The sequence below is a fragment of the Dyadobacter sp. HNCC25DJ183 genome (genome assembly GCF_056895175.1).
Genome location: NZ_JBXHAP010000011.1, coordinates 140,941 through 165,926, shown reverse-complemented (window position 1 = coordinate 165,926; position 24,986 = coordinate 140,941). Strand labels below are relative to the sequence as shown.

Annotated in this window: 23 protein-coding genes; 9 read left to right on the top strand and 14 right to left on the bottom strand. The window is 44.0% G+C overall.

Translation table 11 applies throughout. The annotated features are described in order from the left end of the window. Positions 1 to 1,270: 1,270 nt before the first annotated feature. The 4 genes from dxs to mutL form a co-directional block, all read right to left on the bottom strand. Positions 1,271 to 3,214, bottom strand: a complete 1,944-nt coding sequence (dxs, locus tag AC1XTG_RS25230) for a 1-deoxy-D-xylulose-5-phosphate synthase (protein WP_056279059.1) — start codon at positions 3,212 to 3,214, stop codon at positions 1,271 to 1,273. 84 nt (positions 3,215 to 3,298) lie between these two features. Then, positions 3,299 to 4,213 (bottom strand): rhomboid family intramembrane serine protease, encoded by a 915-nt coding sequence (locus AC1XTG_RS25225; protein ID WP_056279061.1) that lies wholly within the window; start codon positions 4,211 to 4,213, stop codon positions 3,299 to 3,301. Positions 4,214 to 4,215: 2 nt separating this feature from the next. After that, positions 4,216 to 5,001, bottom strand: coding sequence for a rhomboid family intramembrane serine protease (locus AC1XTG_RS25220; RefSeq protein WP_056279063.1), 786 nt, complete (start codon positions 4,999 to 5,001; stop codon positions 4,216 to 4,218). A 54-nt stretch (positions 5,002 to 5,055) separates the two neighbouring features. Then, complete coding sequence (gene mutL, locus AC1XTG_RS25215; RefSeq protein ID WP_484843854.1) at positions 5,056 to 6,945, bottom strand: DNA mismatch repair endonuclease MutL; 1,890 nt, start codon at positions 6,943 to 6,945, stop codon at positions 5,056 to 5,058. Positions 6,946 to 7,189: 244 nt separating this feature from the next. Between mutL and AC1XTG_RS25210 the strand changes: the two genes are divergently transcribed. Further along, on the top strand, positions 7,190 to 7,354 hold the full coding sequence (locus tag AC1XTG_RS25210; RefSeq protein WP_169739274.1) for a hypothetical protein: 165 nt from the start codon (positions 7,190 to 7,192) through the stop codon (positions 7,352 to 7,354). Positions 7,355 to 7,440: 86 nt separating this feature from the next. Here the strand turns inward: AC1XTG_RS25210 and nagB are convergent, their stop codons facing one another. After that, positions 7,441 to 9,381, bottom strand: a complete 1,941-nt coding sequence (gene nagB, locus AC1XTG_RS25205; protein ID WP_056283038.1) for a glucosamine-6-phosphate deaminase — start codon at positions 9,379 to 9,381, stop codon at positions 7,441 to 7,443. A 332-nt stretch (positions 9,382 to 9,713) separates the two neighbouring features. Between nagB and AC1XTG_RS25200 the strand changes: the two genes are divergently transcribed. From AC1XTG_RS25200 to serS, 5 genes are all read left to right on the top strand, one after another. Then, on the top strand, positions 9,714 to 11,018 hold the full coding sequence (locus AC1XTG_RS25200; RefSeq protein WP_056279067.1) for a serine hydroxymethyltransferase: 1,305 nt from the start codon (positions 9,714 to 9,716) through the stop codon (positions 11,016 to 11,018). Between the two features lie 219 nt (positions 11,019 to 11,237). After that, complete coding sequence (locus tag AC1XTG_RS25195) at positions 11,238 to 11,939, top strand: tetratricopeptide repeat protein (protein WP_056279069.1); 702 nt, start codon at positions 11,238 to 11,240, stop codon at positions 11,937 to 11,939. Positions 11,940 to 12,036: 97 nt separating this feature from the next. After that, the gene (gene ribH, locus AC1XTG_RS25190) at positions 12,037 to 12,543 is read left to right on the top strand and encodes a 6,7-dimethyl-8-ribityllumazine synthase (RefSeq protein WP_484843853.1); all 507 of its coding nucleotides are present in this window, start codon (positions 12,037 to 12,039) and stop codon (positions 12,541 to 12,543) included. Between the two features lie 92 nt (positions 12,544 to 12,635). Then, positions 12,636 to 13,994, top strand: coding sequence for an aspartate kinase (locus AC1XTG_RS25185; protein WP_484843852.1), 1,359 nt, complete (start codon positions 12,636 to 12,638; stop codon positions 13,992 to 13,994). Between the two features lie 19 nt (positions 13,995 to 14,013). Next, the gene (serS, locus tag AC1XTG_RS25180) at positions 14,014 to 15,306 is read left to right on the top strand and encodes a serine--tRNA ligase (protein WP_484843851.1); all 1,293 of its coding nucleotides are present in this window, start codon (positions 14,014 to 14,016) and stop codon (positions 15,304 to 15,306) included. 53 nt (positions 15,307 to 15,359) lie between these two features. Here the strand turns inward: serS and AC1XTG_RS25175 are convergent, their stop codons facing one another. Together AC1XTG_RS25175 and AC1XTG_RS25170 are read right to left on the bottom strand one after the other, a co-directional pair. Then, positions 15,360 to 16,631, bottom strand: a complete 1,272-nt coding sequence (locus AC1XTG_RS25175; protein ID WP_484843850.1) for a hypothetical protein — start codon at positions 16,629 to 16,631, stop codon at positions 15,360 to 15,362. Next, entirely contained in the window at positions 16,628 to 17,926 is a 1,299-nt protein-coding gene (locus AC1XTG_RS25170) for a hypothetical protein (RefSeq protein ID WP_484843849.1), read from the bottom strand. The genes AC1XTG_RS25175 and AC1XTG_RS25170 overlap by 4 nt, the downstream gene beginning before the upstream one ends. Before the next feature lie 155 nt (positions 17,927 to 18,081). Between AC1XTG_RS25170 and AC1XTG_RS25165 the strand changes: the two genes are divergently transcribed. Both AC1XTG_RS25165 and AC1XTG_RS25160 read left to right on the top strand, forming a co-directional pair. Then, complete coding sequence (locus tag AC1XTG_RS25165) at positions 18,082 to 19,221, top strand: acyl-CoA dehydrogenase (protein WP_056279081.1); 1,140 nt, start codon at positions 18,082 to 18,084, stop codon at positions 19,219 to 19,221. A 174-nt stretch (positions 19,222 to 19,395) separates the two neighbouring features. After that, complete coding sequence (locus tag AC1XTG_RS25160; protein WP_031529699.1) at positions 19,396 to 20,325, top strand: helix-turn-helix domain-containing protein; 930 nt, start codon at positions 19,396 to 19,398, stop codon at positions 20,323 to 20,325. 67 nt (positions 20,326 to 20,392) lie between these two features. Here AC1XTG_RS25160 and AC1XTG_RS25155 read toward each other — a convergent pair whose 3' ends face one another. Continuing rightward, positions 20,393 to 20,818: a nuclear transport factor 2 family protein gene (locus tag AC1XTG_RS25155; RefSeq protein WP_484843848.1), complete on the bottom strand. Its 426-nt coding sequence runs from the start codon at positions 20,816 to 20,818 to the stop codon at positions 20,393 to 20,395. Positions 20,819 to 20,881: 63 nt separating this feature from the next. Between AC1XTG_RS25155 and AC1XTG_RS25150 the strand changes: the two genes are divergently transcribed. Next, positions 20,882 to 21,271: a hypothetical protein gene (locus AC1XTG_RS25150; protein ID WP_056279085.1), complete on the top strand. Its 390-nt coding sequence runs from the start codon at positions 20,882 to 20,884 to the stop codon at positions 21,269 to 21,271. On the opposite strand, the gene nadD is transcribed toward AC1XTG_RS25150, so the two are convergent. The 6 genes from nadD to mreC all read right to left on the bottom strand — a co-directional run bounded on the left by nadD (position 21,272) and on the right by mreC (position 24,960). Continuing rightward, the gene (nadD, locus tag AC1XTG_RS25145) at positions 21,272 to 21,844 is read right to left on the bottom strand and encodes a nicotinate (nicotinamide) nucleotide adenylyltransferase (RefSeq protein ID WP_056279086.1); all 573 of its coding nucleotides are present in this window, start codon (positions 21,842 to 21,844) and stop codon (positions 21,272 to 21,274) included. It abuts the gene before it with no gap. A 9-nt stretch (positions 21,845 to 21,853) separates the two neighbouring features. Continuing rightward, complete coding sequence (gmk, locus tag AC1XTG_RS25140; protein ID WP_484843847.1) at positions 21,854 to 22,423, bottom strand: guanylate kinase; 570 nt, start codon at positions 22,421 to 22,423, stop codon at positions 21,854 to 21,856. Positions 22,424 to 22,432: 9 nt separating this feature from the next. After that, on the bottom strand, positions 22,433 to 22,723 hold the full coding sequence (locus AC1XTG_RS25135) for a phosphohydrolase (RefSeq protein ID WP_484843846.1): 291 nt from the start codon (positions 22,721 to 22,723) through the stop codon (positions 22,433 to 22,435). A gap of 79 nt (positions 22,724 to 22,802) precedes the next feature. Next, positions 22,803 to 23,402, bottom strand: a complete 600-nt coding sequence (locus AC1XTG_RS25130; RefSeq protein WP_031529693.1) for a sigma-70 family RNA polymerase sigma factor — start codon at positions 23,400 to 23,402, stop codon at positions 22,803 to 22,805. Between the two features lie 218 nt (positions 23,403 to 23,620). Further along, entirely contained in the window at positions 23,621 to 24,124 is a 504-nt protein-coding gene (locus AC1XTG_RS25125) for a hypothetical protein (protein WP_484843845.1), read from the bottom strand. Continuing rightward, positions 24,121 to 24,960: a rod shape-determining protein MreC gene (mreC, locus tag AC1XTG_RS25120; RefSeq protein ID WP_484843844.1), complete on the bottom strand. Its 840-nt coding sequence runs from the start codon at positions 24,958 to 24,960 to the stop codon at positions 24,121 to 24,123. Before mreC ends, AC1XTG_RS25125 begins: the two co-directional genes overlap by 4 nt. Positions 24,961 to 24,986 lie beyond the last annotated feature (26 nt).

Genomic DNA, 24,986 nt, shown 5'->3' with positions numbered 1-24,986 from the left:
CAAACCTGGTAAAGTAGGTAGTCGCCACAATACCATAGCAATTAAAAGCCCCGCAGAAATGTGGGGCTTTTTTTGTGCTTACCTCTTCCCATCCCGACTACGCGTCCCGGAACAGAGAAGTTAAGCTGGGGCTGCCTAAGCCGGGGGCGCCCAGCCCAGAACCGCCGATGATACTTGGATCAAACCTGGTAAAGTAAGCGGGGCGCGTAGCCTGGTCGCCACAATACCATCTCAAAAGACCATCCCTTAAAGATGGTCTTTTTTTGTTGCTTATGGCTTGGTGTTCACATCGTTCTAGGTTGTACGCCAACCCCGGCCAGAGCCACTGACGAAGGATCAGCCCAAAACTTGGGGAGCGATAAAGAAATATTTGTTTTGTGATGAATCAATATTGAATGCATTGCAAGAGTCCTATTTAGCCCTAGTCCGCTTCGCTGTTACCTGAGGGTATCTTCGATTATTTCGAGCTTTCCAAAATCGTTGAAGCCTAACTAGTTTGCATATCTATCTGGAGGAGAAAATTCTTCCTCCTTCTGAATACACAGATCAAAAATTAAAGTTTAAGGGCTTTCTTGCTGAGATATATATTTAGGATTTCCCATTTAAAAATCCGGAAGTTACGCCCTGTATAAAGCATTGGAGCTGAGATGTCAAAGGCACTGGCTAGATTATCAGCAAGGACTGGAATGTAGTGCAATGGGGGACTCGAATGACAAAAGAGTTCGCTGATTTTTTAAAAACAATGTATTAATAAGAGCACCGTAAGTTGCTCCAACTAGGCAAATACTTCCACTTAGACGGCAAACAGCTTCAACAGCAATACAAGGACCCTAAGGATTGGGATCAACGAGAGCATGCCCCTGAGTGGCTCTTGTTCCCAGAAAACACAGGTTCATGTCTAAGCATTGATTAAACCTCATTACCCAATGGTGAGCTATATACAGTTGTGACTAATAAGGAAGCGAAAGGTCGCAAGGGCTCATTGGTGGCTTGATCAAAGGCACGCAAGCTAACTCGGTCATTGAGGTTTTGAGGAAAATCCCTAAGCGCCTTCGTGGAAAGGTAAGAGAAGTGACACTGGATATCGCTGCTAACATGGGACTTATCGTAAGCCGTTGTTTTTCAAGCGGCATCGAAGGTCTTCGATCGTTTTCACGTACAAAAACAGCATATTTGCTTTTGAATGGCTATATAGATCTTCATTTTAGACAATTTAAAAAGCAAATGAAAGAGGGTGCCTCGTTAAAACTGAGACACCCTCTTCTTTTGCTTAGTATACCGATGTTCGCAGTTCATCTTGCGTGCCGATTAACTCTTTAACAGAGCTAATTATTCCTGCGGTGTCAAGGCCACATTCGTGATACAATTCGTGAGGTTCGCCGTGCTCTATAATGGTATCCGGAATTCCTAAACGCTTTACCCGACAGGAATAACCACTATCATTCATAAATTCAAGTACAGCGCTTCCAAATCCACCTTGCAGGCATCCGTCTTCAAGGGTTACAATGCGGTCGAAAGAAGAGAAAATTTCAAGAAGCAATTTTTTATCGAGGGGTTTGGCAAAACGCATATCGTATAAGGCCGCGGAAATTCCTTGATCTTCGAGTAAATAGCAAGCTGTTGCTGCAAAGTTTCCAAGTGGGCCAAATGACAAAATTGCTGCGTCAGATCCGCCTTTTATTTTTCTACCCCGTCCAATCTCTATTTCCTCGAATGGAGTTTTCCATTGCGGCATTACACCTGCTCCGCGAGGATATCTGATGGTCAAAGCATTTTTACCAGCCTGAAATGATGCTAACTGAGCAGTGTACATCATATTTCTTAGTTCTTGCTCATTCATCGGCGATGCCACGACCATATTAGGTATGCAGCGCATGTACGCAATGTCATAAACGCCGTGGTGCGTAGGTCCGTCTGCGCCCACAAGGCCAGCACGATCAAGGCAAAAAATGACGGGCAATTCCTGAATGCAAACATCATGCACTACCTGATCATACGAGCGTTGCATGAATGTCGAATAAATGTTGCAAAAGACAATGTCGCCCCTTGTTGCCATTCCAGCAGAAAAGGTCACTGCATGTTGCTCAGCTATACCCACGTCAAAAGCGCGATCCGGCATAGCTTCCATCATAATATTCAAGGAAGATCCGGAAGGCATTGCAGGAGTAACACCAACAATCTTTGAGTTCTCTTTCGCAAGCTCCACTAATGTATGTCCAAAAACGTCCTGGTATTTCGGGGCTTGTGGTGTATCATAGGTTTTCTTTTGTATCTCACCGGTAATCTTATCAAAGATGCCAGGAGCGTGCCATTTCGTCTGGTCTTTTTCTGCAGGTCCGTAACCTTTGCCTTTTACAGTTAAACAATGCAAAAGCTTTGGCCCGGGAATACTTTTCAAATCGTGTAGAACCTCAGTTAAGTGGCTAATATCATTTCCGTCAATGGGACCGAAATATCTCAGACCTAATGATTCAAACAGGTTACTCTGCCGCAAGATCGCTGTCTTCATTACCGTCTCTACCTTGGATACAATTTCCTGCGCACTTTTTCCAAAGTGGCTCATTTTTCCAAGCAGGTTCCAGACTTCGTCGCGAAATTTATTATAGGTTTGAGATGTGGTAATATCTGTAAGGTACTCCTTCAAAGCCCCCACATTTGGGTCAATGGCCATGCAATTATCATTCAGGATAATCAGCAGGTTGGAGTCAGTGGCACCTGCGTGGTTCATGCCTTCAAATGCCAATCCGGCTGTCATAGCGCCATCGCCAATAACTGCGATATGCTGTCTTTCGAAGTTCTTTTCCAAAGCAGAAGCGACAGCCATTCCCAATGCCGAAGAAATGGACGTAGATGAATGTCCTACACCAAAGGCATCATAAATGCTCTCCTTCCGTTTGGGAAAGCCTGATAAACCACCATAAGTTCTGTTTGAATGAAAGGTATCTCGTCTTCCTGTCAGAATTTTATGGCCGTAAGCCTGATGACCAACATCCCAGACAATCTGATCATCGGGTGTATTAAACACATAATGCAAAGCAACACTTAGCTCAACTACTCCCAAACTAGCACCAAAATGTCCGCCGTAAACCGAAACATTATCAATTATAAACTGCCTTAGTTCATTGCAGACTGTGGGAAGTTGTGATATATCCAGTTTTCGTAAGTCTTCCGGACTATCAATTTTAGCTAACAATTTGCCAGGAGTTATAAGCATACAGTGGGGAATTGAAATCAGATTTTGAGCACTAAAATGTCTGCAAACCTGATGCGAAATTAAGCAAATAGCTGCTAAGTGTGATTATTTTTGCTGACTAGCCTTGAACAACTTCTGTTTCTCTTCCTTAGTCAGGCTTTCATAGCCAGACTTCGAAATCTTGTCAAGGATATTATCAATCTCCATTTGGTCAGGCATTTCAATCGTACCCGATGATGAAGAAGAATATACGCTGGTGCTGCGATACACCTGACGTTCTCTGTACGTCACCTGCATTGCCGGCCGCTTTCTGAACATTCTTGACCAACCCGACATAATCGCATAGATAGGCTTTCCAAGATCCGTACCGCTTTGCAGTAATTTGATGAATATATAACCAACGAATGCACCTCCTAAATGAGCTAGGTTTCCACCTGCATTAGGACCTACCGTTTGCGCCAGTGACAAAATGATATAGAACAATGCAATAAATTTGATTCGAATCGGACCCAGGAATATCAGATTAAAGGTATAATTGGGCAGCAATGTCGATGCTCCCACAGCTACTGAAAAGGCAGCAGCAGATGCGCCAAGCATTCTAGAACCTTCTATATGAGCCTGAAAATAAGGCAAAACATTATAGAGCACAATGTAAACCAGACCACCCGCGATTCCACCCAGCATATAAAGCGCTATTACCCTTTTTGCACCTAAATATTCATCCACCAGCTTGCCAAACCAGTACAGGAATAGCATGTTGAACAGAATGTGAAATATATCGTCGTGTGTAAAGAAATAGGTAATGAGCGTCCAGGGCTTATATATTAACTCGTTGGTAGCAGCCGGCAGTTGCAGTGAGTTTATCACTAGCAGGTATATACCGGACGCCTGAGAAAGCGTCAGAATGATTTTGGATAGCAGTAAAACAAGAAATACCGCCGTGTTTATCAATATAATCTTTACAAGTGCATTCTCGGATTTGGCGAATTCACGTTTTACGTCATCAACAATATTGCTCATCTTCAATAGAAATTTGATTTTTGCGTGCCCCAGTAACGCAGTAAAATATATGCAAATAGCATTCCTCCGATATGGGCGAAATGCGCTACATTGTCCGACTGAGCATTTTGAATACCTGCATACAATTCGTACAATCCGTAGAAGGCGACGAAATATTTAGCCTTAATAGGAAATGGTACAAACAGCAGGAAAAGCTCAGTATTTGGAAATAATAAACCAAACGCCATCAGGATACCGAAAATTGCTCCTGATGCACCCACCATCGGTGTATTTATCAGGCGTTCGTAATAGACATTGACAAAATTGATACTATCCTGAATATAACTGGTATTCGTCGGATTCTCCTCAAATTTATTTAAAAAACTCAGTGTCGATTCATAAATCCCCTTCGCGTATTTACTCATGAAATCAGCCAGTCCGTCGGGTGTAGGATTTTGAGTATATATTTCAACAGCTTGACGTACCTGTGTGTTCTCAAAATAATCAATTCCGGAGAAAAGTAGTCCGGCTCCTATTCCCGTGAAAAAGTAGAAAAATAAGAACCGCTTCGGTCCCCACATTCTTTCGAGCAGCGGGCCAAACATGAATAAACCAAACATGTTGCTGAACAAATGCCCGAGACTACCATGCAAAAACATGTAAGTCACAAATTGGTAGGGCATGAAATCAGGCGAAAGTACTGACCTGAGAGAGAAGTTGTTACTTAAATTAAGAAAGCTAGTATCAACCAGATAAAAGAGGATATTCAGAATCAGTAAATTTCTTACCGTTGGGGTTATGGCTAACATGTTAATCTAAATTCAGCGTTTATTCTTGAAAGGGACGTGCCTGTTTTTTGGTTCCTAGCTTTTAAATATGCTCGTCAGCTTATCCATGGTCAGCAAGACAATTATGGCCTCGCCACCAGGGGTTCTGTTTGGATCAGTGGAAGCAAACAGCTGATCAATCAATGTATGGATTTCTACAAATGAGAGCTTAACTGCATACCGCACCGAAAACCGCCGTGCGAGCGAGCGGGAGAGACTTTCAGGTTTATTCAATTTAAGATCTGAATAGCTCTGCTTCAACTGCTCAATCAACTCCTCGAAAAGATCCTGCTCGCTTTCCTCCGGAAGATCTGCCGGAATTCCACGAATAATCAGCTCATTGGCCCCAAACTCGTCAAATTCAAAGCCCAGACTATGGATTTCCTTCTTAGTCTCTTTAACAAGCTGCATATCCGAATGCGTCAGCCTGATCCTTTTTGGGAAAAGCAGTTGCTGACATGCACCGCTTCTGTTAATCAGCATCTTACGATATCTTTCGTATAAAATTCGTTCGTACGCGGCTTTCTGATCGATCAGCATTATTCCGTCTTTAACCTGGGACAGAATGTATCTGTTATGCAGCTGGAATAACACTGCATCACTTTCAGGCGCAGAGATTACCTCAGACGCCATTCTATTGATCTTGCTGGCTACTGTCTTTGATTCTTCGTGATAGGCTGGTCGTGAAACAGTAACCGGACTTACTTCAAACGCAGCCAATTCGCGACCACGGTCTTCTGTATTTTGAAGTCCTTCAAACAGCTTGCTCCAATTAGTCAGGTTAGACTTTGTAGGTCCATTGTCACTTTTTTTGGATTGCGCTGCCCAGTCAGGCATTACGGTGCGAGGGACGAAACTAAGTCCAGGGTCTGTGCCGGCGCCTTGATTGAAGAAATTTACATTATCGTCAAAATCGATGGATTGTGAAAAATTGTAAACCCCGACTGCCTTTTTAACAGCAGCCATTACAATGGCATAAACCGATTTCTCATCATCAAATTTGATCTCCGTTTTTGTCGGATGAATATTGATATCGATATGCGAAGGATCTATTTCAAGAAACAGGACATAAAATGGGTGGCTACCATCCGGGATAGTACCGTCAAATGCGCTGATCACGGCGTGGTGCAGGTAACTATGCTTGATATACCTGTCATTGACAAAGAAAAACTGTTCACCGCGCGTTTTGCGTGCGAATTCCGGCTTCCCAATGTAGCCTCTGACACTTACGTAAGAAGTATCTTCCTGGCAGAATGCCAGCTGCTCCCGGTAACTCTTTCCGTATATATCTACAATGCGGCGAACAAGCTTGGCCGGTTGTAGGTTAAAAACCTCTGTATCGTTATGATGTAATGTAAAACTTACCTCTGGGTGCGACAATGCAACGCGCTGAAACTCGTCGAGAACGTGCCGCATTTCGACAGAATTGGATTTCAGGAAATTTCGTCTCGCCGGAACATTGAAGAAAAGATTTTTGACCGACAGGTTTGTGCCTTTTACAGCGGCAATGCTTTCCTGCGCTTTGATCTCGGAACCGTCAATACGGATCAATTTACCTAGTTCGTCGCCTTCCTGGCGGGTACGCAGCTCCACCTGTGCAACTGCCGCAATGGATGCCAGTGCCTCGCCTCTGAAACCCATTGTGCGGATACTAAACAGATCTTCCGATTTCCTGATTTTAGACGTAGCGTGCCTTTCAAATGACATCCTGGCGTCCGTCTCGGACATACCGGAACCATTATCTATAATCTGGATCAAAGTACGGCCAGCCTCTCTCAGAACAACCTGTATCTGGGTAGCATGCGCATCAATTGCATTCTCGAGGAGCTCCTTTACAACCGACGCGGGACGTTGCACAACCTCCCCCGCCGCAATTTGATTTGCAATAGAATCAGGCAGTAGTTGTATAATGTCGGGAGACGGCATAGTGAATGGGGGATGACTATTTTTACTATAACAAATAAACAAAAATTTTCGCAACCGGTTCTTTGAATGTAAAGAGGAGTGCATTTGAACGAAAGTGTTGAGAGGAAATGTTAATGAAGAATAATCACATTATTTATTGAAAAGATTCAGAAATTTTCTTGATTTTGCTCCAAAATCGTTGTGTCCTAGAATTAATTTGTATAACTTGGGAAACTAAACTCGTGAGTATTAACCCGATCCAACTATGAAAACGCCAATTTTTAAAAGATTCAATTTCACTATGGCTCTGCAATGGCTGATATTCCTTCCGGTCATTTTGCCATTGTGCATCATTTTTGGCGCTTTTCAAGGAATCATGAACATGGTTGAAAAGATGGCGCAAAGAATGTGGATGGACATGGAGTTGTAGAATAAGTTAGTAGACAGATATTTTTACATTTTGCTATAAAACAAAACAAGCCCGGATATTCCGGGCTTGTTTTGTTGCAATCTATCTTAGAATTTCCACCTGACGAAGGCTTCCATTGCTTCATATTCAGCGAGACCGAGTGAATCGTACAAGTGCGCTGTTCCCCGGTTTCTTTCTTCGGCTCTCTGCCAGAACTCGCGCGAATCTTCTCCCTGAAATACAACACCATCTTTTTGAGACTGGTGTTTGAAAATACCCTGGCGTTTTTTCAAAACCTGGTCAGGACTCATCGGAACTGCCATTTCGATCTCATAAATATCCCACTCTGCCCAAGCGCCACGATATAGCCAAACCCAGCAGTCTTTCATGAAATTCTTATGCTTCGAGCGCTGTAATGCAGCTTCGATCGCATCCCAGCAAACCTTATGCGTTCCGTGCGGATCGGCAAAGTCGCCGGCAGCATATATCTGGTGCGGCTTGATTTCTTCGATCAGGTTTTCAATGATCTTGATATCTTCTTCACCGATCGGTTTCTTCTGAACGGTACCTGTTTCGTAAAATGGCATATCCAGGAAGTGAGCCTGGCTTGTTGGAATCCCAACAAAACGGCAGGTTGCTTTGGCTTCGCCCCTTCTAAGTAATCCTTTTACCTTGCGGATCTCAGGTGTATCAATCTCGCTGTCTTTTGTATGTTTCAAAAACTCTTTGGCTTCGAGGAAAAGCTTGTTTGCATCCGGACTATCAATTCCAAAACCTTTATTAAAATCCACTACGAAATCAATAAAGCGGAGCGCCTCGTCATCTGCAACCGCGATGTTACCGGAAGTCTGGTAGGCAACGTGTACTTCGTGACCCTGGTCAACAAGCCGCTGGAAGGTACCACCCATTGAAATAATGTCGTCATCAGGGTGCGGGCTGAAAATCAGAACACGCTTTTTAGTAGGCTGCGCCCTTTCCGGACGGTAGGTATCGTCTGCATTGGGCTTGCCTCCGGGCCAGCCGGTAATAGTATGCTGCAATTGATTAAATACATTGATATTGATCTCATAAGCCGCACCATACTGGGCAAGCAAATCGCTCATACCATTGTCATTGTAATCTTTATCTGTAAGTTTCAAGATCGGCTTGCAAAGCACTTTAGACAAATGTGTTACAGCCTTTTTGATCATTTTATTATCCCAGATCACAGAATCAACAGCCCAAGGTGTTTTAATTCTGGTCAGCTCGGAAGCGGCACTTTCATCCAATACAAAAGAAACGTCCGGGTGCGCCTGCAAGTAGGAAGCCGGGTTCAGTTCAGTTACGGGACCTTCCACAGCTCCGCGGATTACCGAAGCTTTTCTCTCACCCCATGCAAGCAGTACAATTCTTCTTGCATTTAATATAGGAGCTACACCCAGCGTAATTGCTTTGCGGGGAACATTATGCAATCCGCCGAATTCCATTCCAGCAGCTACCCGGGTTGAATGATCGAGTGTAATCAGTCTTGTACGTGAATTGATAAGAGATCCTGGCTCATTAAAACCAATGTGCCCGTTTCCACCGATACCAAGTAGCTGGAAGTCCAGTCCGCCTACTGCATTGATTTTGTTTTCGTAAGAAGTACAGTAGTCGCGCAGCAAAGCAGCGGGAACGGTACCATCCGGTAGGAAGTAATTTTCTTTTGCGATATCAACATGGTCAAACAACTGCTCTTTCATGAACCTGTGATAGCTATAAATGGAATCAGGCTCCATTTGATAGTATTCGTCGAGGTTAAAAGAAATCACGTTTTTAAAGCTCAATCCTTCTTCCTTATGCATTTTTACAAGAAGCGCATAAACTGTTTTGGGAGAAGATCCGGTGGCAAGTCCCAGCACGCAAGGCTTACCTTCTTTTTGCTTTTGGCGAATCAAATCAGCAATTTCCTTGGCAACTGCGTAGGAAGCTTCTTTAGAATCAGCAAATATCTGGGTTGGAATTTTTTCGTAGGTAATGGGCTGCCCAATGGTGCCGTTTGTACCTTTTCCGTTGTTTGAAGCTTGCATCAGTATTGTCTGCGGACTTACCGTTTGTTGGCTCATACTTACTTGGATTTATTATTAAGAGTTTGAATAGATCGAGAGAGAAATATCCTGCAATATAGCGCGAGTGTTCGACCACACAGCAATATTCGCCGCAAAAATACGACACAAAGTTGATATTCTTAAAATAATTTAAAAACAACTTCCATTCTCAAAATTACTGATTTAGATTTAATAGTGACTAGTACCGCAACCTCTTAAATCACCGGAAACATAAAGTAAGGAGTTATATTTTATTACAAAAGAAATGCTCGTATTTTTGCGGCATCTTCAGTCCATATCATAAAAATACATTCATGTCTACCATCACCAGCGTTGAACGTGACACTACCATTTTCGATCTGATCAACAAGGAAAAGCACCGTCAGGAATCAGGTATAGAGCTTATTGCTTCTGAAAACTTCACTTCCCGTCAGGTTATGGAAGCTTCCGGTAGTGTATTGACTAACAAATATGCAGAAGGACTACCTGGCAAGCGCTACTATGGCGGCTGCGAAGTAGTTGATGAAATTGAACAAATTGCAATAGACAGGTTAAAAGAACTGTTTGGAGCAACCTGGGCTAACGTACAGCCGCATTCAGGTGCACAGGCAAATACTGCAGTGTTCCTGGCTTGTTTGAATCCAGGTGATAAAATCATGGGTTTCAACCTGGCTCACGGTGGTCACCTTACGCATGGTTCGCCTGTTAATATTTCAGGTAAGTACTTCCAGCCTGTATTTTACGGCGTTGAAGCTGAAACTGGTCTGATTGACTGGGATAAGGTAGAAGCAACTGCATTGAAAGAGCGCCCGAAGCTGTTGATCTGCGGCGCATCTGCATACAGCCGTGACTGGGATTACGAGCGTTTGAGAGCAATCGCTGATCAGGTAGGTGCTATTCTGATGGCAGACATTTCCCACCCGGCTGGTCTTATCGCAAAGGGACTTTTGAAAGATCCTTTCGACCATTGCCACATTGTAACTACTACCACGCACAAAACATTGCGCGGACCAAGAGGTGGAGTAATTATGATGCGGAATGATTTTGAGAATCCGTTTGGCATTAAAACACAAAAAGGACAATTAAGAACAATGTCGTCCCTGCTGGATTCAGGTGTGTTCCCGGGTACACAAGGCGGTCCATTGGAACATATCATTGCTGCAAAAGCAGTTGCATTTGGAGAAGCATTGAGCGAAGGTTACTATAACTACGCAACGCAGGTTGCACGCAATGCGCAGGCAATGGCCAAAGCATTTGTAGAAAAAGGCTACCGCATCATCTCAGGAGGTACAGATAATCACCTGATGCTGATCGATCTTCGTACAAAGAATGGCGTGGATTCGGGGTTGACAGGTAAGCTGGCAGAAAACACGTTGATCAAAGCGGATATCACTATCAATAAAAACATGGTACCGTTTGATGATAAATCTCCGATGGTAACCTCAGGGATCCGTGTAGGAACAGCTGCAATGACAACACGCGGATTGATTGAAGGAGATATGGAGCGGATTGTTGATCTCGTTGATACCGTGCTTGTTAATCACGATAATGACTCAAAAATCGCTTCTGTTAAAGACGAAGTAAATAATTGGATGAAACAATTCCCGTTATACGTCTGATAATTTTAAGAAACTCAGATAAGGAAAAGCGTGGAGGTAAACAGCCTTCACGCTTTTTGTTTTATTCAGAACAACAAACGGATTGTGAAATGCAAACTTCATTATAGCTATAAATAATATTGAAGAACAGCGCCAGCGGAATACAAAGAATTGTGCTACAACTTGTTTTGACTTAATAAAGTTTTCATAACTTTGCACTCCAAAATTGAATTAATTGATATGAGCAAGAAAAACGCGGGTGAACCGGGGATTGAAATTATCGAAACTCCGGAAGCATTAGCTGGTCAGATTAACAAGGCCGAAGCTTTTTTCATCAAGAACCGCAAAGTTGTTTTAGGGATTGGAGGAGCGATACTGGTTGCAATCGTTGCATTCGCCGGCTATCGCTTTTACATTGACAGCCAGGAGGGAACAGCTCAAAATGCATTAGCAAGTGTTGTGTACGATTTCGAAGCGGATTCATTGCAAAAAGCGTTGAACGGAAGCGGAGGAAATGAAGGTTTGCTTTCCATTGCTGATAGCTACAAAGGTACCGACGCAAGTAATCTTGCTAATTTCTACGCCGGTGTTGCATTGCTTAAACAAGGCAAATACGATGAAGCAATCGATCACCTGAAATCTTTCAGCTCTTCTGACTTGCTCATTCATGCCCGTGCTCAGTCTTTGATCGGAGATGCTTATATGGAGAAAAATCAGGCTGCTGAGGCAATCTCTTATTACCAGAAAGCTGCTGATTACGAGAAAAACGAATATTTTACACCAGTATACCTGATGAAGCTCGCTTTGGCTCAGGAAAAAGCTGGTAAGGCAGCTGATGCAGTTGCTTCCTATAAACGTGTGGTTGAGGATTTCCCGCTTTCGACGGAAGTGGTAAATGCCAAGAAATACATGGGGTTATTAGAAGGACAGGTCGGCAAATAATGGTTAACCATTCTGTTCTGAAAGAGGATAAAGCCGACGTGGTTTTATCCTTTTTTTATTCATTTTATCGAACAATCCACGATTAGACTATAAAGCAATGTCCAGCGCAGATAAGAATTTAAGTGTGTTTAATACCGAGGGCCTACCTGATATCAGCTCAAAGCGGTTCGCGATCGTTGTAGCAGAATGGAATTCGGAAGTGACAGAGAAACTGTTTGAAGGAGCATATCAGACATTAATCCAGTATGGTGCCGCTCCTGAAAACATTGAACGTGGCAATGTACCCGGGAGCTTCGAGCTTACATTGGCTTCACAATGGTTTGCCCAGCGTCCAAATGTAGACGCAGTAATCGCATTGGGAGTTGTTATTCAGGGTGAAACGAAACACAATGATTACATCAATCACGCGGTAGCTCAGGGAATTACCAATGTGAGTCTCAAAACAGACAAGCCGGTAATCTTCGGTGTGCTGACGCCAAATACCATGGAGCAGGCTTTGGACCGTGCGGGTGGCGTTCATGGAAATAAAGGGGACGAAGCTGCGATGACTGCTATTAAAATGCTGGGACTTTATGCGCAGGTAGCACAGGGATACAACTTCTAACGATTAAGATCTCGTTATGAATTGAGAATCACCTCTGAACAATTCGTGACCTATATCAGTCATTCAAAATTTAATCATTCAATCATTACATTATGCAAGTCTGGAAATTTGGCGGTACGTCGGTAGGCAAGCCTGAGCGTATGCATTCCATCCGCGAACTCCTCAAAAGTGATTCTAATCGGAAAATCGTTGTTCTGTCTGCGCTATCAGGCTCGACTAACGCATTGATCGCGATCGGTGAGGCTGTAAAATCATTTGATGATGCCAAAGCGGCTGTGTTGATCGACGACCTTAAAACGCATTATGCACTTTTTGTAAAAGAGCTTTATTCTACACCTGAGTCGCTGCAAAAGGGACAGGAGATTGTGGATACGGAGTTTGGCTACATTAAATCGCTTGTGGGAATAAAGCCATTCACGATCAAACAGGATAAGGAACTGGTTGCGGAAGGGGAGATACTAAGTACCAAAATGTTCCAGGCGTACCTTGAAGAGAAAGGCGATAACTCGGTACTGCTTTCGGCGCTTGATTTCATGCGCATTGATGCCGATGGAGAACCTGAGCTTTCGGTGATTGAAGATAAGCTGGTAACGATCCTGAACCAGTACCCTGATAAAGCTACCATTATCACACAAGGATTTATATGCAGAAACCCGAGGGAGGAAGTTGATAACCTGAAAAGGGGAGGCTCGGATTATACTGCTTCACTGATTGGGGGTGCGATCCGCGCTGATGAAATCCAGATCTGGACTGACATTGACGGAATGCATAATAATGATCCCAGGATTGTAAAACGCACATTCCCGATTCGCGAGCTGACTTTTGAAGAAGCCGCTGAACTGGCGTACTTCGGAGCTAAAATCTTACATCCAAGTACCATTACACCGGCTAAACTGAGAGGAGTTCCGGTTCGTCTGAAAAATACAATGCAGCCGGAAGCCCCTGGTACATTGATCGCCAATCAAACTTCGGACAGAGAGATTAAAGCGATTGCCGCGAAAGATAATATCACGGCAATTTACATTCACTCGACCCGTATGCTGAATGCTTACGGATTCCTTCGCAGGGTGTTTGAAGTATTTGAAAAATACAAGACGCCCGTGGATATGATCACTACCTCGGAAGTGTCTGTTTCGGTAACAATTGATAACTCGGAGAATCTGGATAAAATCACTGCTGAACTTCGGGAGTTCGCTGATCTGGAAGAACACGATGTAGATCAGAACATCATTTGCATTGTAGGTAATTTCAGTGCCGATAAAGAAGGTATTGCATTGAAAGTGCTTGATGCTCTGAAACATATACCAATACGAATGATTTCGTACGGAGCGTCTGAACACAATCTTTCTTTATTGATTCATTCGAAATACAAGGCCGAAGCGCTGAATGTACTTAATGAAAGATTATTTTATTACGAGGATGCAATGAAGGATATTTTCACTGCACCATAAGAAAGATATTTAACCTGAAATGTTACAAACCAACTTCATACGCGAAAACAGGGAACTTACTATTGCCGGGCTTACAAAAAAGCATTTTAAAGATGCAGAGCAGGCGGTAGAAAGAATACTTGATCTTGACAAAAAACGGCGGGAAATCCAGCAGGAGCTGGATGAAACTCTGGCCGCGTCCAACAATCAGGCCCGCGAAATCGGTGCGCTGATGAAAGCAGGAAAGTCGGCCGAAGCGGAAGAAGCGAAAGCTGTTACAGCGACTTTAAAAGAGAAATCCAGGGCACTCGACGAGGAGCACAAGCAAGTTGAAAAATCGCTGCTTGAAGAGCTCGTAAAGCTGCCTAACCTACCTCACGAGAGTGTGCCCGAGGGAAGAACTGCTGAGGACAATGTGACTGTTTTGGAGGAAGGCACCAAACCTTCGCTGCATCAGGGTGCATTGCCGCATTGGGAGCTGATTAAGAAATTGGGCAAGAGCCAGGCTCCGATTATTGATTTTGAACTTGGCAATAAAATTACCGGTGCCGGTTTTCCGGTGTATAAAGGAAAGGCAGCGCGTTTGCAGCGGGCTATGATCGCATTCTTCCTGGATGAAGCTGGAAAAGCAGGTTACACAGAAGTGCAGCCTCCGATCGTAGTGAATGCAGATTCGGGTTTCGCAACGGGCCAGTTGCCGGATAAGGAAGGCCAAATGTACCATGATGCTGCCGACGATCTGTACCTGATCCCGACTGCGGAAGTGCCTGTAACCAACTTATACCGTGACGTAATTGTTGCTGAAAGTGAACTCCCCGTTAAAAACGTTGCCTATACGCCCTGTTTCCGTCGCGAAGCAGGCAGCTGGGGAGCGCACGTGCGCGGGTTGAACCGCCTGCACCAGTTTGATAAGGTGGAAATCGTGCAGATCAACAAGCCGGAGGAATCATACAAGGCGCTGGACGAAATGGTTGCTCATGTGAAAAGCCTGCTTGGCAAGCTTGGACTTCCGTACCGGATCCTGCGACTTTGCGGCGGGGATATGGGCTTCACATCTGCACTTACTTACGACTTCGAAGTATGGTCAGCCGGGCAGGAGCGGTGGTTGGAATGCAGTTCTGTGTCCAACTTCGAGACTTACCAGGCAAACAGGCTGAAATTGCGTTTCAAAGGCGCTGATAAGAAAACGCAGCTGCTTCATACCCTAAATGGATCTGCGCTTGCATTGCCCCGTATTTTGGCTGCATTACTGGAAAACAACCAGCAAGCAGACGGGACTGTGAAGGTTCCGGATGTGCTTGTACCTTACTGCGGTTTTGACACAATCGAATAGACTTAGTTAGTTTGAAACAAGAAAGGCGCTCGTTCACGAGCGCCTTTCTTGTTTTATATACTACCGTAAATCGTCGATTTCGGCGGAGCTTCGTTGCTTTTTGGAAATGCCAGCCAGATGAAGTAGCCCGTCATGAATACAATGCAGACCTGCATGGAATAGTCTATCAGCAATTGTGAAGAGGCAAATGTATCTCCCGGCGTCATATAGCACGGCATACCGAGCCGCCACCAGAAAGAAGGGTGTACGACGCACAGTATGTTATAAATAAAGAAGATCGCCAGCTGCGTTTTGTTTTTCCAATTAATGGTAACAAAAACGAGCGGTAAGAGGAAGAGGAAAATGTAGTTGCTATACGCACTTTGCTGCACGATCATCATAGTCGCATACAAGACGATCCAGACTCTTGACAGCATGATCCGGAAGTCAAAATGACGCATTCGCCAGGCTGAAAAGGTAGCTAGTCCGACAGACAAAGCAAGCCCGATCCAATTCCAGAATTTCTCCCCGACACCGATTTCGTTATTAAACCAGGGGTTGATAATGGCAGGAATGTTAGGTGCGCGAAGCGTTTTTGCTTCATCGAGCGGCTGCATAAATTCCCAGCCAACCAGCGGATATAAGATCCCGAGGGAGATAACTCCGATAATCGCCATCGGAATTAGCATGCGCATCTTCTCTTTTTCAAGAAGAAAAAGCGGTATTAGTATTAATACGAAAATTGCCTTGGTAGTGAGAAGCCCGATCGCCAGAATAACTGCATACCATTCAACGCGTAATGTACGCTCGCGGACGAGGTAGGCAAGTATGACGAACAACCACATCCAGACATCTTCCTGTGCACCGATTACACATAGTACAAGCGAACCTGGCAGCAGCAGGTAAATGATAGCGAGAAACAGGAATTTTCCCTTTGTGAAAAAAGGTCTGAAAAAATGGTAGCTGGCCAGTAATGCAACTCCATCCATTACTGCCATTGTAAACACGATCATCTTCGCATTGAACCAGATTTTCAACCAGATACCTAAAAAGTAAGCATACAGCGGCGAGTACGGCGACCAGAAGTCACGATATACAACCTGGCCCAGTGAAGCCTTGCTCGCTTCGTCCCAAAATCCGTTTACATCGGAAGTGGGCTCCATACCTGCTGCAATGTAAATGACCAGGAAAGGAATCAAGCGCAGTAAAAGCCAGCTGACCAGAAGAGTAGCTCTTGCAGATTTCGATTCGAGCCACTGCTGTATCCTGGTTTTGAAAAACAGCAGGATACATACAAAAAGGACGCAGAGTAGGCTGATGCCTAGTTTGGCGAGGATTATACTCATGCCAGTACCGTGTTTTTGGAAGGAACAATCTTGCGATATGTTTCCCGCAAAATCCAGAGGAAGCAGAGCACATTCAGTATTTCAAGAATGTATTCAAACAGGTATGATAAGTCGCTGAACATGCCCAGAGAAGTATATGCAGGCTGTTTGATATATACCCAAACAAAGGGTTGCACGACTGTCAGCCAGTTCAGCAACAGCAAAACCACCACATGGAAAGTTTTGCGGATATCAATAATCTCAAATAAAACAGCCATTAAATAAGCGATCAGATAAGCACCCATTGCGCTGGCCTGGAAAATCATCATGCAAACAAAACAAGCAACGAAAATACCCGGAAGTACCTCATTGATGTGCCGGTGCCGCGATTTGAAGGCCATGTAAACCGGTACAAAAACGGTGAAGAGCAAGCCAAACCAGTTGATCATCCCGGAGTTTTTCTCGTCAATCGGAACGATCAGCTCGATAAACGGTCTTCCGATTGAAAAGAGGTTGGGCGTCATCAACTGTTCTGTATGTCGTATCGGCATCAGGAACAGGTCGCCGATCTGCCAGTAAAGGAAGCCTACTGCCGGCAAACCGATAGCAGCCATAACCAGCAGCATTTTCACAGGCTTTTTAACCAAAACCAAAATAGCAGGCAGCAGGAAAATGAATGTAACTTTGATTGTCAACAGGAAAATGGCGTAGAGTATACCTAGTCCCACTTCATAATTGTCAGTACGTTTGAGCGTATAGCGCCACAGCAGCAGCGCTGCGCCCCAGAACCACACTTCCTCCTGTCCGTCAACCAAAATGTACATAAAGCCCGCGGGCAACAGGTAGTAAATGATAGCGAGCTGTAATGCTTTTGAAGATCGTTCCTTGTAAGTTTTATAAGTAAGCCAAAGAATTCCGGACTCCATTAAAACCATAAAAAGTACGATCGCGCGTGCATTGTGCCAGATCCAGACAGGCAAGCTGATGATATAAGCGTAAAGTGGCGCGTGGTAGGACCAGAAATCGCGATAAACGAAACCGCCTGCTTTTGCGGCTTCTGCTTTGTAAAAGAAAAAAGGAATATCTCCCCGGGGATCTTCGTTGACTATCAGGAATATCCCGATGTACGGAATGAGCCGGAGAAGTAGAAATCCCAGTCCAAAAACTAATTTATCATTCCCTGACTGCCAACGCGAAAAAAGATCGGACCTGGTAATTGCCCAAATTATTCCGAGCGTTAACCCAAGATTAATGAGGAGTTTAATGTAAAAAATGGTAAGAATCGGCATCTGCAATCTGACGTAATCAAGCCGCAAACTTAAAACAAGTTTACTGATAATGAGTAGCTAATATCAAAGATTTAATCCAATGGAATAGTATGCTTGTCTGCTGTTCGGCAAAAAATTATTTTTGATAATGATCATTATTTCAATCAACGTTCAATAAGTCGACAACCACATTATTAAACGGAATGGATTTTAATCTGAGCGAAGAGCATGAATCGGTGCGCGAGGCTGCACGGGATTTTGCCAATACTGAATTGCAGCCCAGCGTCATCGAGCGTGATATCAATGAGAAATTTGATCCCGCCCTGCTCCACAAAATGGGCCAGCTTGGATTTCTTGGAATGATGGTAGCGCCGGAATATGGCGGCAGCGGAATGGATACGCTCTCTTACGTGCTGGCAATGGAGGAGATTTCCAGGATTGATGCGTCTGCTGGCGTTATTATGTCCGTCAATAATTCTCTGGTCTGCTGGGGACTTGAAAAATATGGCAGCGAAGAGTTGAAACAAAAATACCTGACGCGGCTTGCCACAGGCGAAATAATCGGTGCGTTCTGTTTATCGGAGCCGGAAGCTGGTTCTGACGCTACTTCTCAGCACACAACCGCCATTGATCAGGGAACACATTATCTGTTGAATGGTACCAAAAACTGGATTACCAGCGGCAAGACCTCAGATGTGTGCATTGTTATTGCCCAAACTGACGCCGAAAAGAGGCACCACGGGATCAATGCGTTTTTGGTAGAGAAGGATTGGAGTGGATTTGCAGTTGGTAAGAAGGAAGATAAGATGGGGATAAGGGCATCGGATACACATACTTTGATGTTTTCGGATGTAATTGTGCCCAAAGAGAACAGGATAGGGGAAGACGGACTTGGATTCAAATTCGCGATGAATGTTTTGAATGGAGGCAGGATAGGTATCGCTGCCCAGGCGCTGGGAATAGCTGCGGGCGCATTGGATCTCTCCTTGAAATATTCCAAAGAGCGCAAAACATTCGGGAAGCCGATCAGCGATCACCAGGCAATTCAGTTTAAACTGTCTGAAATGGCCACGAAAGTGGAAGCTGCTCGGTTATTGGTCTATAAAGCCGCGCTGGTGAAAGACGAGGGTAAGGATTACGTGCAGGCGGCGGCAATGGCAAAACTGTACGCGTCGGATGTTGCAATGTGGGTTACGACAGAAGCGGTTCAGATACACGGAGGCTATGGATATGTCAGAGAATATCACGTAGAGCGGCTGATGCGCGATGCTAAAATTACGCAGATTTATGAAGGTACCTCTGAAATACAAAAACTGGTGATAGCCAGGGAACTGTTGAAATAAGCTGATTTAGAACAACGAATTCCTTTTTGTTCTAAATGTTGGATTTAAATGATATCAAAATATCATTTTTTTTCAGTTTTTTGTCAATCTATACTTGTATTAGTTTTGTACAATTTATTAGATTTGTACAAAAATTGAAAGTTACGGTCGAAAGGACCCTTAAACATATAAAGTATGGAAGATTATAATAAGATTATTGAATCTTTAGGGGTAAAATTCGTGAAAGCCCGTCATATACGGATTTTGCAGCCTATTACAATTAAGAATTTCTACGATGTTCAGAACTCACTTACGATTCTGTACGATGGAGAAGTTTCTTTCGGCTCTGAAGAGTCTCAGAAGGTGGAAGAAGGTGATATGCTTTTCATTCCTGGTGGAAAACACGCTACTGTGACTTACGGGAATACTCAGACAGCCAAGACTGTATCGAACGAGGAGTTCATGACCAATCGAGACAACTACATCGACGCTGGTCACGATCCTGCATTGATCGGAAAGCTTCCTAACTCTTTCGGCTTGATTTCTTTTGAAGCAAAGGTTTTCGATACTGTCAACTTTTTCACTTCACTCGATGTACCTCCATTTTTGATCAAAAGAGACGATCAGATCGCGGCTACAATCAACCAGATCCTGACAGAAGATATGCTCGATACACCTGGAAAGGGTCGTATCATCAAGATAAAGACAGAAGAAGTTGTAATTGAAATCATTCGCTACATTCTTAAAAACAAGCTGTTTGTTGAGCAGCTGGTTACAAACAGTACCTATTTCAAAGATCCGCGTCTGATTGACATTTTTGCCTATATCAAGGACAACCTGGGCGGCGATCTTTCCAATAAAGTGCTGGCCAATGTGGCAAATGTCTCTGAGGATTATGTAGGTCAGTATTTCAAGATGCTGACAGGTATTAACCCACAGGATTACATCGAGTACCAAAGAATGGAAAAAGCGGTAGACCTGCTTCGTACATCCAAGAAAAGCATTCGTGCAATTGGTTCTGACGTAGGTTACAAAGACACTGCCTATTTCTGCCGTCGTTTCAAAATGATGTTCGGGATCCCGGCTGGTAAAATGCGCCGTCGTGAGTCTTTGATGAATGTGTAGATCAAAGGAAACAGATATGAAAAAGGAGCCTTCAAAGGCTCCTTTTTTTGTTTAACTGCATTCCTATCTAGTTCACCGGGGTAAGCTGCACAGCGGAAACCTGCCACCTGCCACCAGCTCTGACACACACTGTCATGTAACTCAGATCACCCTGGAAGCTGCTGTTCTGTAACCTTGCGCGCACGCTCCACAAACCGGTAACTACGGCTACATCGCGGTAATTACGGGTACCGATACCGGAGAGCATGCCGGATTCAATGACGAGCAAACCTTCGCTTATTGCCTGTTTCAATTGCTCCCTGCTGATTTGCTGTCCATTGAAGCTGATCACCGTAAAGTCTGCAGTAAGTAATTGATCCAATGCGGCTGCATCTTTCTCCTGTAATGCATTAAAAAACAGCTTTGCACAATCCGTTCCGTCAACCGGCGCCACTTGTGCATTTGTTGCGACAGCAATCGAAAACAAAGCCAAAAACAATGCTGTTAATTTCATGTATTGAGAAGTATAAGGTAGCTTCGTGGATCAATTTAAACTTAACGAAAGCAATTGTCTAAAATGAAATTTGCGGACAAATTTTATATTCTGATACTATTTGTGGTATTGAATGCATGCGGCTCTGCGCCGGACAAACTGGGTGTGTTGGATCTTAAAAAATGGCGTTCTGATCGGGGTGGATGTGAGGATATTCGCGGAGTGCTTAAAAAGGATTTTAAAGCTGTGCAGGAAGAACTGAAAGGGAAATTTGCTGATGATATTACCAAGATACTCGGCCGCCCTGATATTCACCAGCTTGGAGAGCGGAACCAGAAATTCTATGTCTATTTTTTGGAGAAAGGCCCGCAATGCGAAAATATCCAGTCGCCTTCGAACGCAGAGAAAGTGATTCTGAAATTTAATGCAGTCGGGCTTCTGTCAGAGATTACTTACCAGAGCCGGCCATTGTAATTATTGGTAGAACTTCCTGATCTTAATCAGCTGCTCTACAGGCTCCGGCACGAGGTATTTGATCGATATCCCCTTCTTTATCGCAGACCGGATGAATGTGGCTGAAATATCCAGCAAAGGCGCTTCAACAAACCTTACCGCCTTGTGGTTGGCGAAAGCGTGTGGCTTTGAACCGGGCCTCGGATATACGTACAAGCCTGTATATTCAAGTATCTGTTCGTAATTTTTCCAATTAGGGAACTGCGCCAGATTGTCTTCCCCCATAATCAGCCTGAATTCGTGCTGAGGAAATTTTTCCTGAATACGGATCAGTGTATCAATGGTATAACTTGGCTTGGGCATGTGGAACTCGACATCACTGGCCCGGAATGCAGGATTGTCAGAAATAGCGCGCTCAACCAGATCAAAGCGGTCGAATTCGTGTAGTAAACTACTGTTCTTTTTAAATGGATTTTGCGGACTGACGACAAACCAGATTTGTTCCAGGTCTGTGGTTGCCTGCATGGAGTTGGCAATGATCAAATGCCCTATATGAATGGGATTGAAAGACCCGAAAAATAGACCGATTTTCATGCAGTGAAGTTAAGATGCAAGAAAACGTTCTACCAGTTTTTCTGCATTTTCAAGGGCCACGTTGAGCTCATTATTAACCAGCACTTCGTCAAATTCATGCTCAAAGCTTTGCTCGTAACGAACTTTTGCAAGCCTGGTTGCTAGCGTATCTGCCGACTCTGTGCCTCGTCCGGCCAACCGGCGCTGAATTTCCTCTTCGGAGGTAACTTTTACGAACACCGCAAGAGCCTGATCTCCGTAAGCTTCTTTAAGCTTTAAGCCGCCCTTTACGTCTACATCAAAAATAACGTGTTTGCCCTCAGCCCAAAGTCGCTGGATTTCTGATTTTAATGTACCGTAATAATTGCCCGCGTACACTTCTTCCCATTCAGCAAACTCCTGGTCAGCAATTTTCTGACGAAAGTCTGATAATGAGAGGAAGTAGTAATCTTTTCCCGATACTTCATGGTCCCGTTTCTCGCGTGTGCAAGCAGAGACAGAAAATGCGAGCTGGTTACTGTACTTACTTAATAAGTGTCTGACAATGGTGGTTTTTCCAGAACCGGAAGGGGCAGAAAATATGATGAGCTTACCTTTCACACGAACAGATTAACTGTTGATTTTAGTTAAAATCGTATTGAGGATACTTTCGGGGCAGGGCTTCTTCTCTATTTTGTGGTTGAGCGAATCTTTGATGCATTTTTCCAGACGATACGCTTCGATGCAGGGAATGCATGTATCCATATTATCGCGAAAATGGTCTTTTTCAGCTTCGGTCGCCTCATCATCCAGGATTGCCTGAATGACCTTCATACACTGAGCGCGATGCTCACACGTGTGCTTCATGACTTTGTTTTGCGCAGCTTCTGTCACAGAAGGCGTCGTTGGAGATGCATTCATTACTTAAAATGAAAAGAATAATGGAATAAGTTTCTGTTGTACCCTATAACCGAATAGGTTGCAAAAAAAGTTTCACAACCTACGAATCATATCCCATTGAACTTGCATAACTCTTTAATTTTTCTTTCAAAAGGTTACGCGCGCGGTGCAACCTTGAACGTACAGTGCCAATAGGAATATCAAGTATCTTGGCCATTTCCTCGTACGTGAAGCCTTCGATATCACAAAGGATAATTACCGTACGGAAATCGACCGGAAGTGCGTTCAATGCATTGGCCACTTCGTCTCCAATCAGCTCCTGAACTGCATCTGCGCGAAGATCCACTGTGTACGTAGTATCAGAAGCTTCTTCTGAATTGTATGTGGTTTCAACTTCCTGGTAATCGACTTTTGAAGGTTCTTTGCTCTTTTTACGGTAGTCGTTTATGAAGCTATTTTTAAGGATCCTAAATAACCAGGCTTTGGCATTTGTACCTTGTTCAAACGAAGAAATAAACCGGAAAGCTTTTAAGTATGTATCCTGAACCAGGTCATTTGCATCGTCTTCATCCATGGTAAGGCGAAAGGCGAAGTTATACATGGAGTCGATATGAGGCATGAATTCGCGGTTAAATACTTCATAACGAAGATCATCCGTGTATCCATTAGTCGTGAGCGTTTCTGACATGGCAACTAACATAGGAATGCTGAATTTACAAAGATTAATAACAGCTCCAAACGGTACAAATTATTTTTGACAAATGGCTCGTTGAAGCTATTTAACAGCCACTGCTTCACGATAAAATTAGAAAAAGACAGAACTCACCATTTTCGAAAACTGCCTTTTTGCTCATCGTACAATTAATGTAGCTACATCAAATTCCGAGCCAAAATCAGGATTGTGCCAAATTGGCATATTCAGCGTTTAGAAAAAAGTTCCAGTAATATAATGAGGAGAGTAGTTAAGAGCGTGCTGGCACCAATGCGGATCAGGGTGTAAAGGATCATTCCAAAATGATTGATCTCCATTAAAAAGAGCACAGAATGATGCAGCAGGACAAGTGGGAACACATAGGAAATGAATGCGCCAAAGCCCTGGGTGCGGATTCCGACCTCGGCCCGCTCAGCTCCCTTTGACTTCATCTGAAAGTGGATCAGGAAAGGACGGATATAGGCGATCAGGACTGTAGCGGAGGCATGCATGCCAAAAGTATTTGAAAAAACATCGACCGTAAAGCCGATCCCGAATGCAATCAGCAGCAAATACATCCTGTCAATGTCCGCAGGCAGCAGCAAAACGCCGGCGATATAGATAAAGCAGAATGCATAATTGAACAAAACCATATTGCGCATGAAGAAGATCTGTAGGAACAGATACAGCAGGATCATCAGCGAATATTGTATGGCTTCTCTTAAACTCATCGTTTTTCAATAGTACGTTCTTTCAGATTTTCCTGCTCCCCAAGTTGTTGATTTTGTACCACATAAACGTACGAGAGGTTCCGGAAGTCTGTAGAGAGCCTTAAAATGATATTGTAAAAGGTCTGATTAGGGTGCACGCTCACATTCTCCACTTTGCCGACCATAATGCCCGGAGGAAAGACCGAGTTTTGATCAGAAGTAACAGCCGAGTCGCCCTTGAAGATTTTCGTGTACTTGGATACGTCAATCAGATCAATGAAGTTGGGGTCTTTACCTGGCCATTTGGCATATCCTATCTCCTTGCTGCGTACCAGTTTGCTGGAAACCATGAATTGCGAATGCAGGATCGAAGTAATAACAGAATACTGCTCAGAGCAGAACCTGACTTTGCCCACAACACCGGTAGCAGAAATGACTCCCATACCAGGCTTGATCCCGTGTGCAGTACCTTTGTCGATAGTCAGTACATTGTTCTGCTTGTTGGTTTCATTGTCAACCACCTTGGCAACAGTGTAAGTATACCTCGAAGCGAATGCTGAATCGGGAATGTAGCCGGAAGGAGAGTCAACCGGCTTTTGCTGATTCAGGGTTGTAACAAGTGCGTGCAGCCTGGCATTTTCGGCAGCAAGGTCCGCATTGATTTCGTCGAGTTTGGTAAATTCCCGGGCTGAGTTAGAAAACGCAAGTGTTTTAGCAACGTAGTAATTGGAGGTATTGAAATAAGTAGCTCCCCAATAGGTATTGCTGCGCACGATGAGCCAAACACTGAGTACTTCCAGCAGCACGAAAACCAGAAAAAAACGATTTCGAATGACGAAATCAACAAGTTGGAGCATGGGCTAAAAAGTTCACGCGCAGTTCA

Excerpts from the sequence above, each read along its gene's own strand:
- AC1XTG_RS25185 (WP_484843852.1), top strand. The coding sequence starts at position 12,636 with ATGCAAGTCTGGAAATTTGGCGGTACGTCGGTAGGCAAGCCTGAGCGT.
- AC1XTG_RS25130 (WP_031529693.1), bottom strand. The coding sequence starts at position 23,402 with ATGTTAGTTGCCATGTCAGAAACGCTCACGACTAATGGATACACGGAT.
- AC1XTG_RS25210 (WP_169739274.1), top strand. The coding sequence starts at position 7,190 with ATGAAAACGCCAATTTTTAAAAGATTCAATTTCACTATGGCTCTGCAA.
- AC1XTG_RS25150 (WP_056279085.1), top strand. The coding sequence starts at position 20,882 with ATGAAATTTGCGGACAAATTTTATATTCTGATACTATTTGTGGTATTG.
- AC1XTG_RS25155 (WP_484843848.1), bottom strand. The coding sequence starts at position 20,818 with ATGAAATTAACAGCATTGTTTTTGGCTTTGTTTTCGATTGCTGTCGCA.
- AC1XTG_RS25175 (WP_484843850.1), bottom strand. The coding sequence starts at position 16,631 with ATGAGTATAATCCTCGCCAAACTAGGCATCAGCCTACTCTGCGTCCTT.
- AC1XTG_RS25135 (WP_484843846.1), bottom strand. The coding sequence starts at position 22,723 with ATGAATGCATCTCCAACGACGCCTTCTGTGACAGAAGCTGCGCAAAAC.
- AC1XTG_RS25165 (WP_056279081.1), top strand. The coding sequence starts at position 18,082 with ATGGATTTTAATCTGAGCGAAGAGCATGAATCGGTGCGCGAGGCTGCA.
- AC1XTG_RS25125 (WP_484843845.1), bottom strand. The coding sequence starts at position 24,124 with ATGAGTTTAAGAGAAGCCATACAATATTCGCTGATGATCCTGCTGTAT.
- ribH (WP_484843853.1), top strand. The coding sequence starts at position 12,037 with ATGTCCAGCGCAGATAAGAATTTAAGTGTGTTTAATACCGAGGGCCTA.
- nadD (WP_056279086.1), bottom strand. The coding sequence starts at position 21,844 with ATGAAAATCGGTCTATTTTTCGGGTCTTTCAATCCCATTCATATAGGG.
- AC1XTG_RS25160 (WP_031529699.1), top strand. The coding sequence starts at position 19,396 with ATGGAAGATTATAATAAGATTATTGAATCTTTAGGGGTAAAATTCGTG.
- mreC (WP_484843844.1), bottom strand. The coding sequence starts at position 24,960 with ATGCTCCAACTTGTTGATTTCGTCATTCGAAATCGTTTTTTTCTGGTT.
- AC1XTG_RS25220 (WP_056279063.1), bottom strand. The coding sequence starts at position 5,001 with ATGTTAGCCATAACCCCAACGGTAAGAAATTTACTGATTCTGAATATC.
- AC1XTG_RS25225 (WP_056279061.1), bottom strand. The coding sequence starts at position 4,213 with ATGAGCAATATTGTTGATGACGTAAAACGTGAATTCGCCAAATCCGAG.
- AC1XTG_RS25195 (WP_056279069.1), top strand. The coding sequence starts at position 11,238 with ATGAGCAAGAAAAACGCGGGTGAACCGGGGATTGAAATTATCGAAACT.
- nagB (WP_056283038.1), bottom strand. The coding sequence starts at position 9,381 with ATGCAAGCTTCAAACAACGGAAAAGGTACAAACGGCACCATTGGGCAG.
- mutL (WP_484843854.1), bottom strand. The coding sequence starts at position 6,945 with ATGCCGTCTCCCGACATTATACAACTACTGCCTGATTCTATTGCAAAT.
- serS (WP_484843851.1), top strand. The coding sequence starts at position 14,014 with ATGTTACAAACCAACTTCATACGCGAAAACAGGGAACTTACTATTGCC.
- dxs (WP_056279059.1), bottom strand. The coding sequence starts at position 3,214 with ATGCTTATAACTCCTGGCAAATTGTTAGCTAAAATTGATAGTCCGGAA.
- AC1XTG_RS25200 (WP_056279067.1), top strand. The coding sequence starts at position 9,714 with ATGTCTACCATCACCAGCGTTGAACGTGACACTACCATTTTCGATCTG.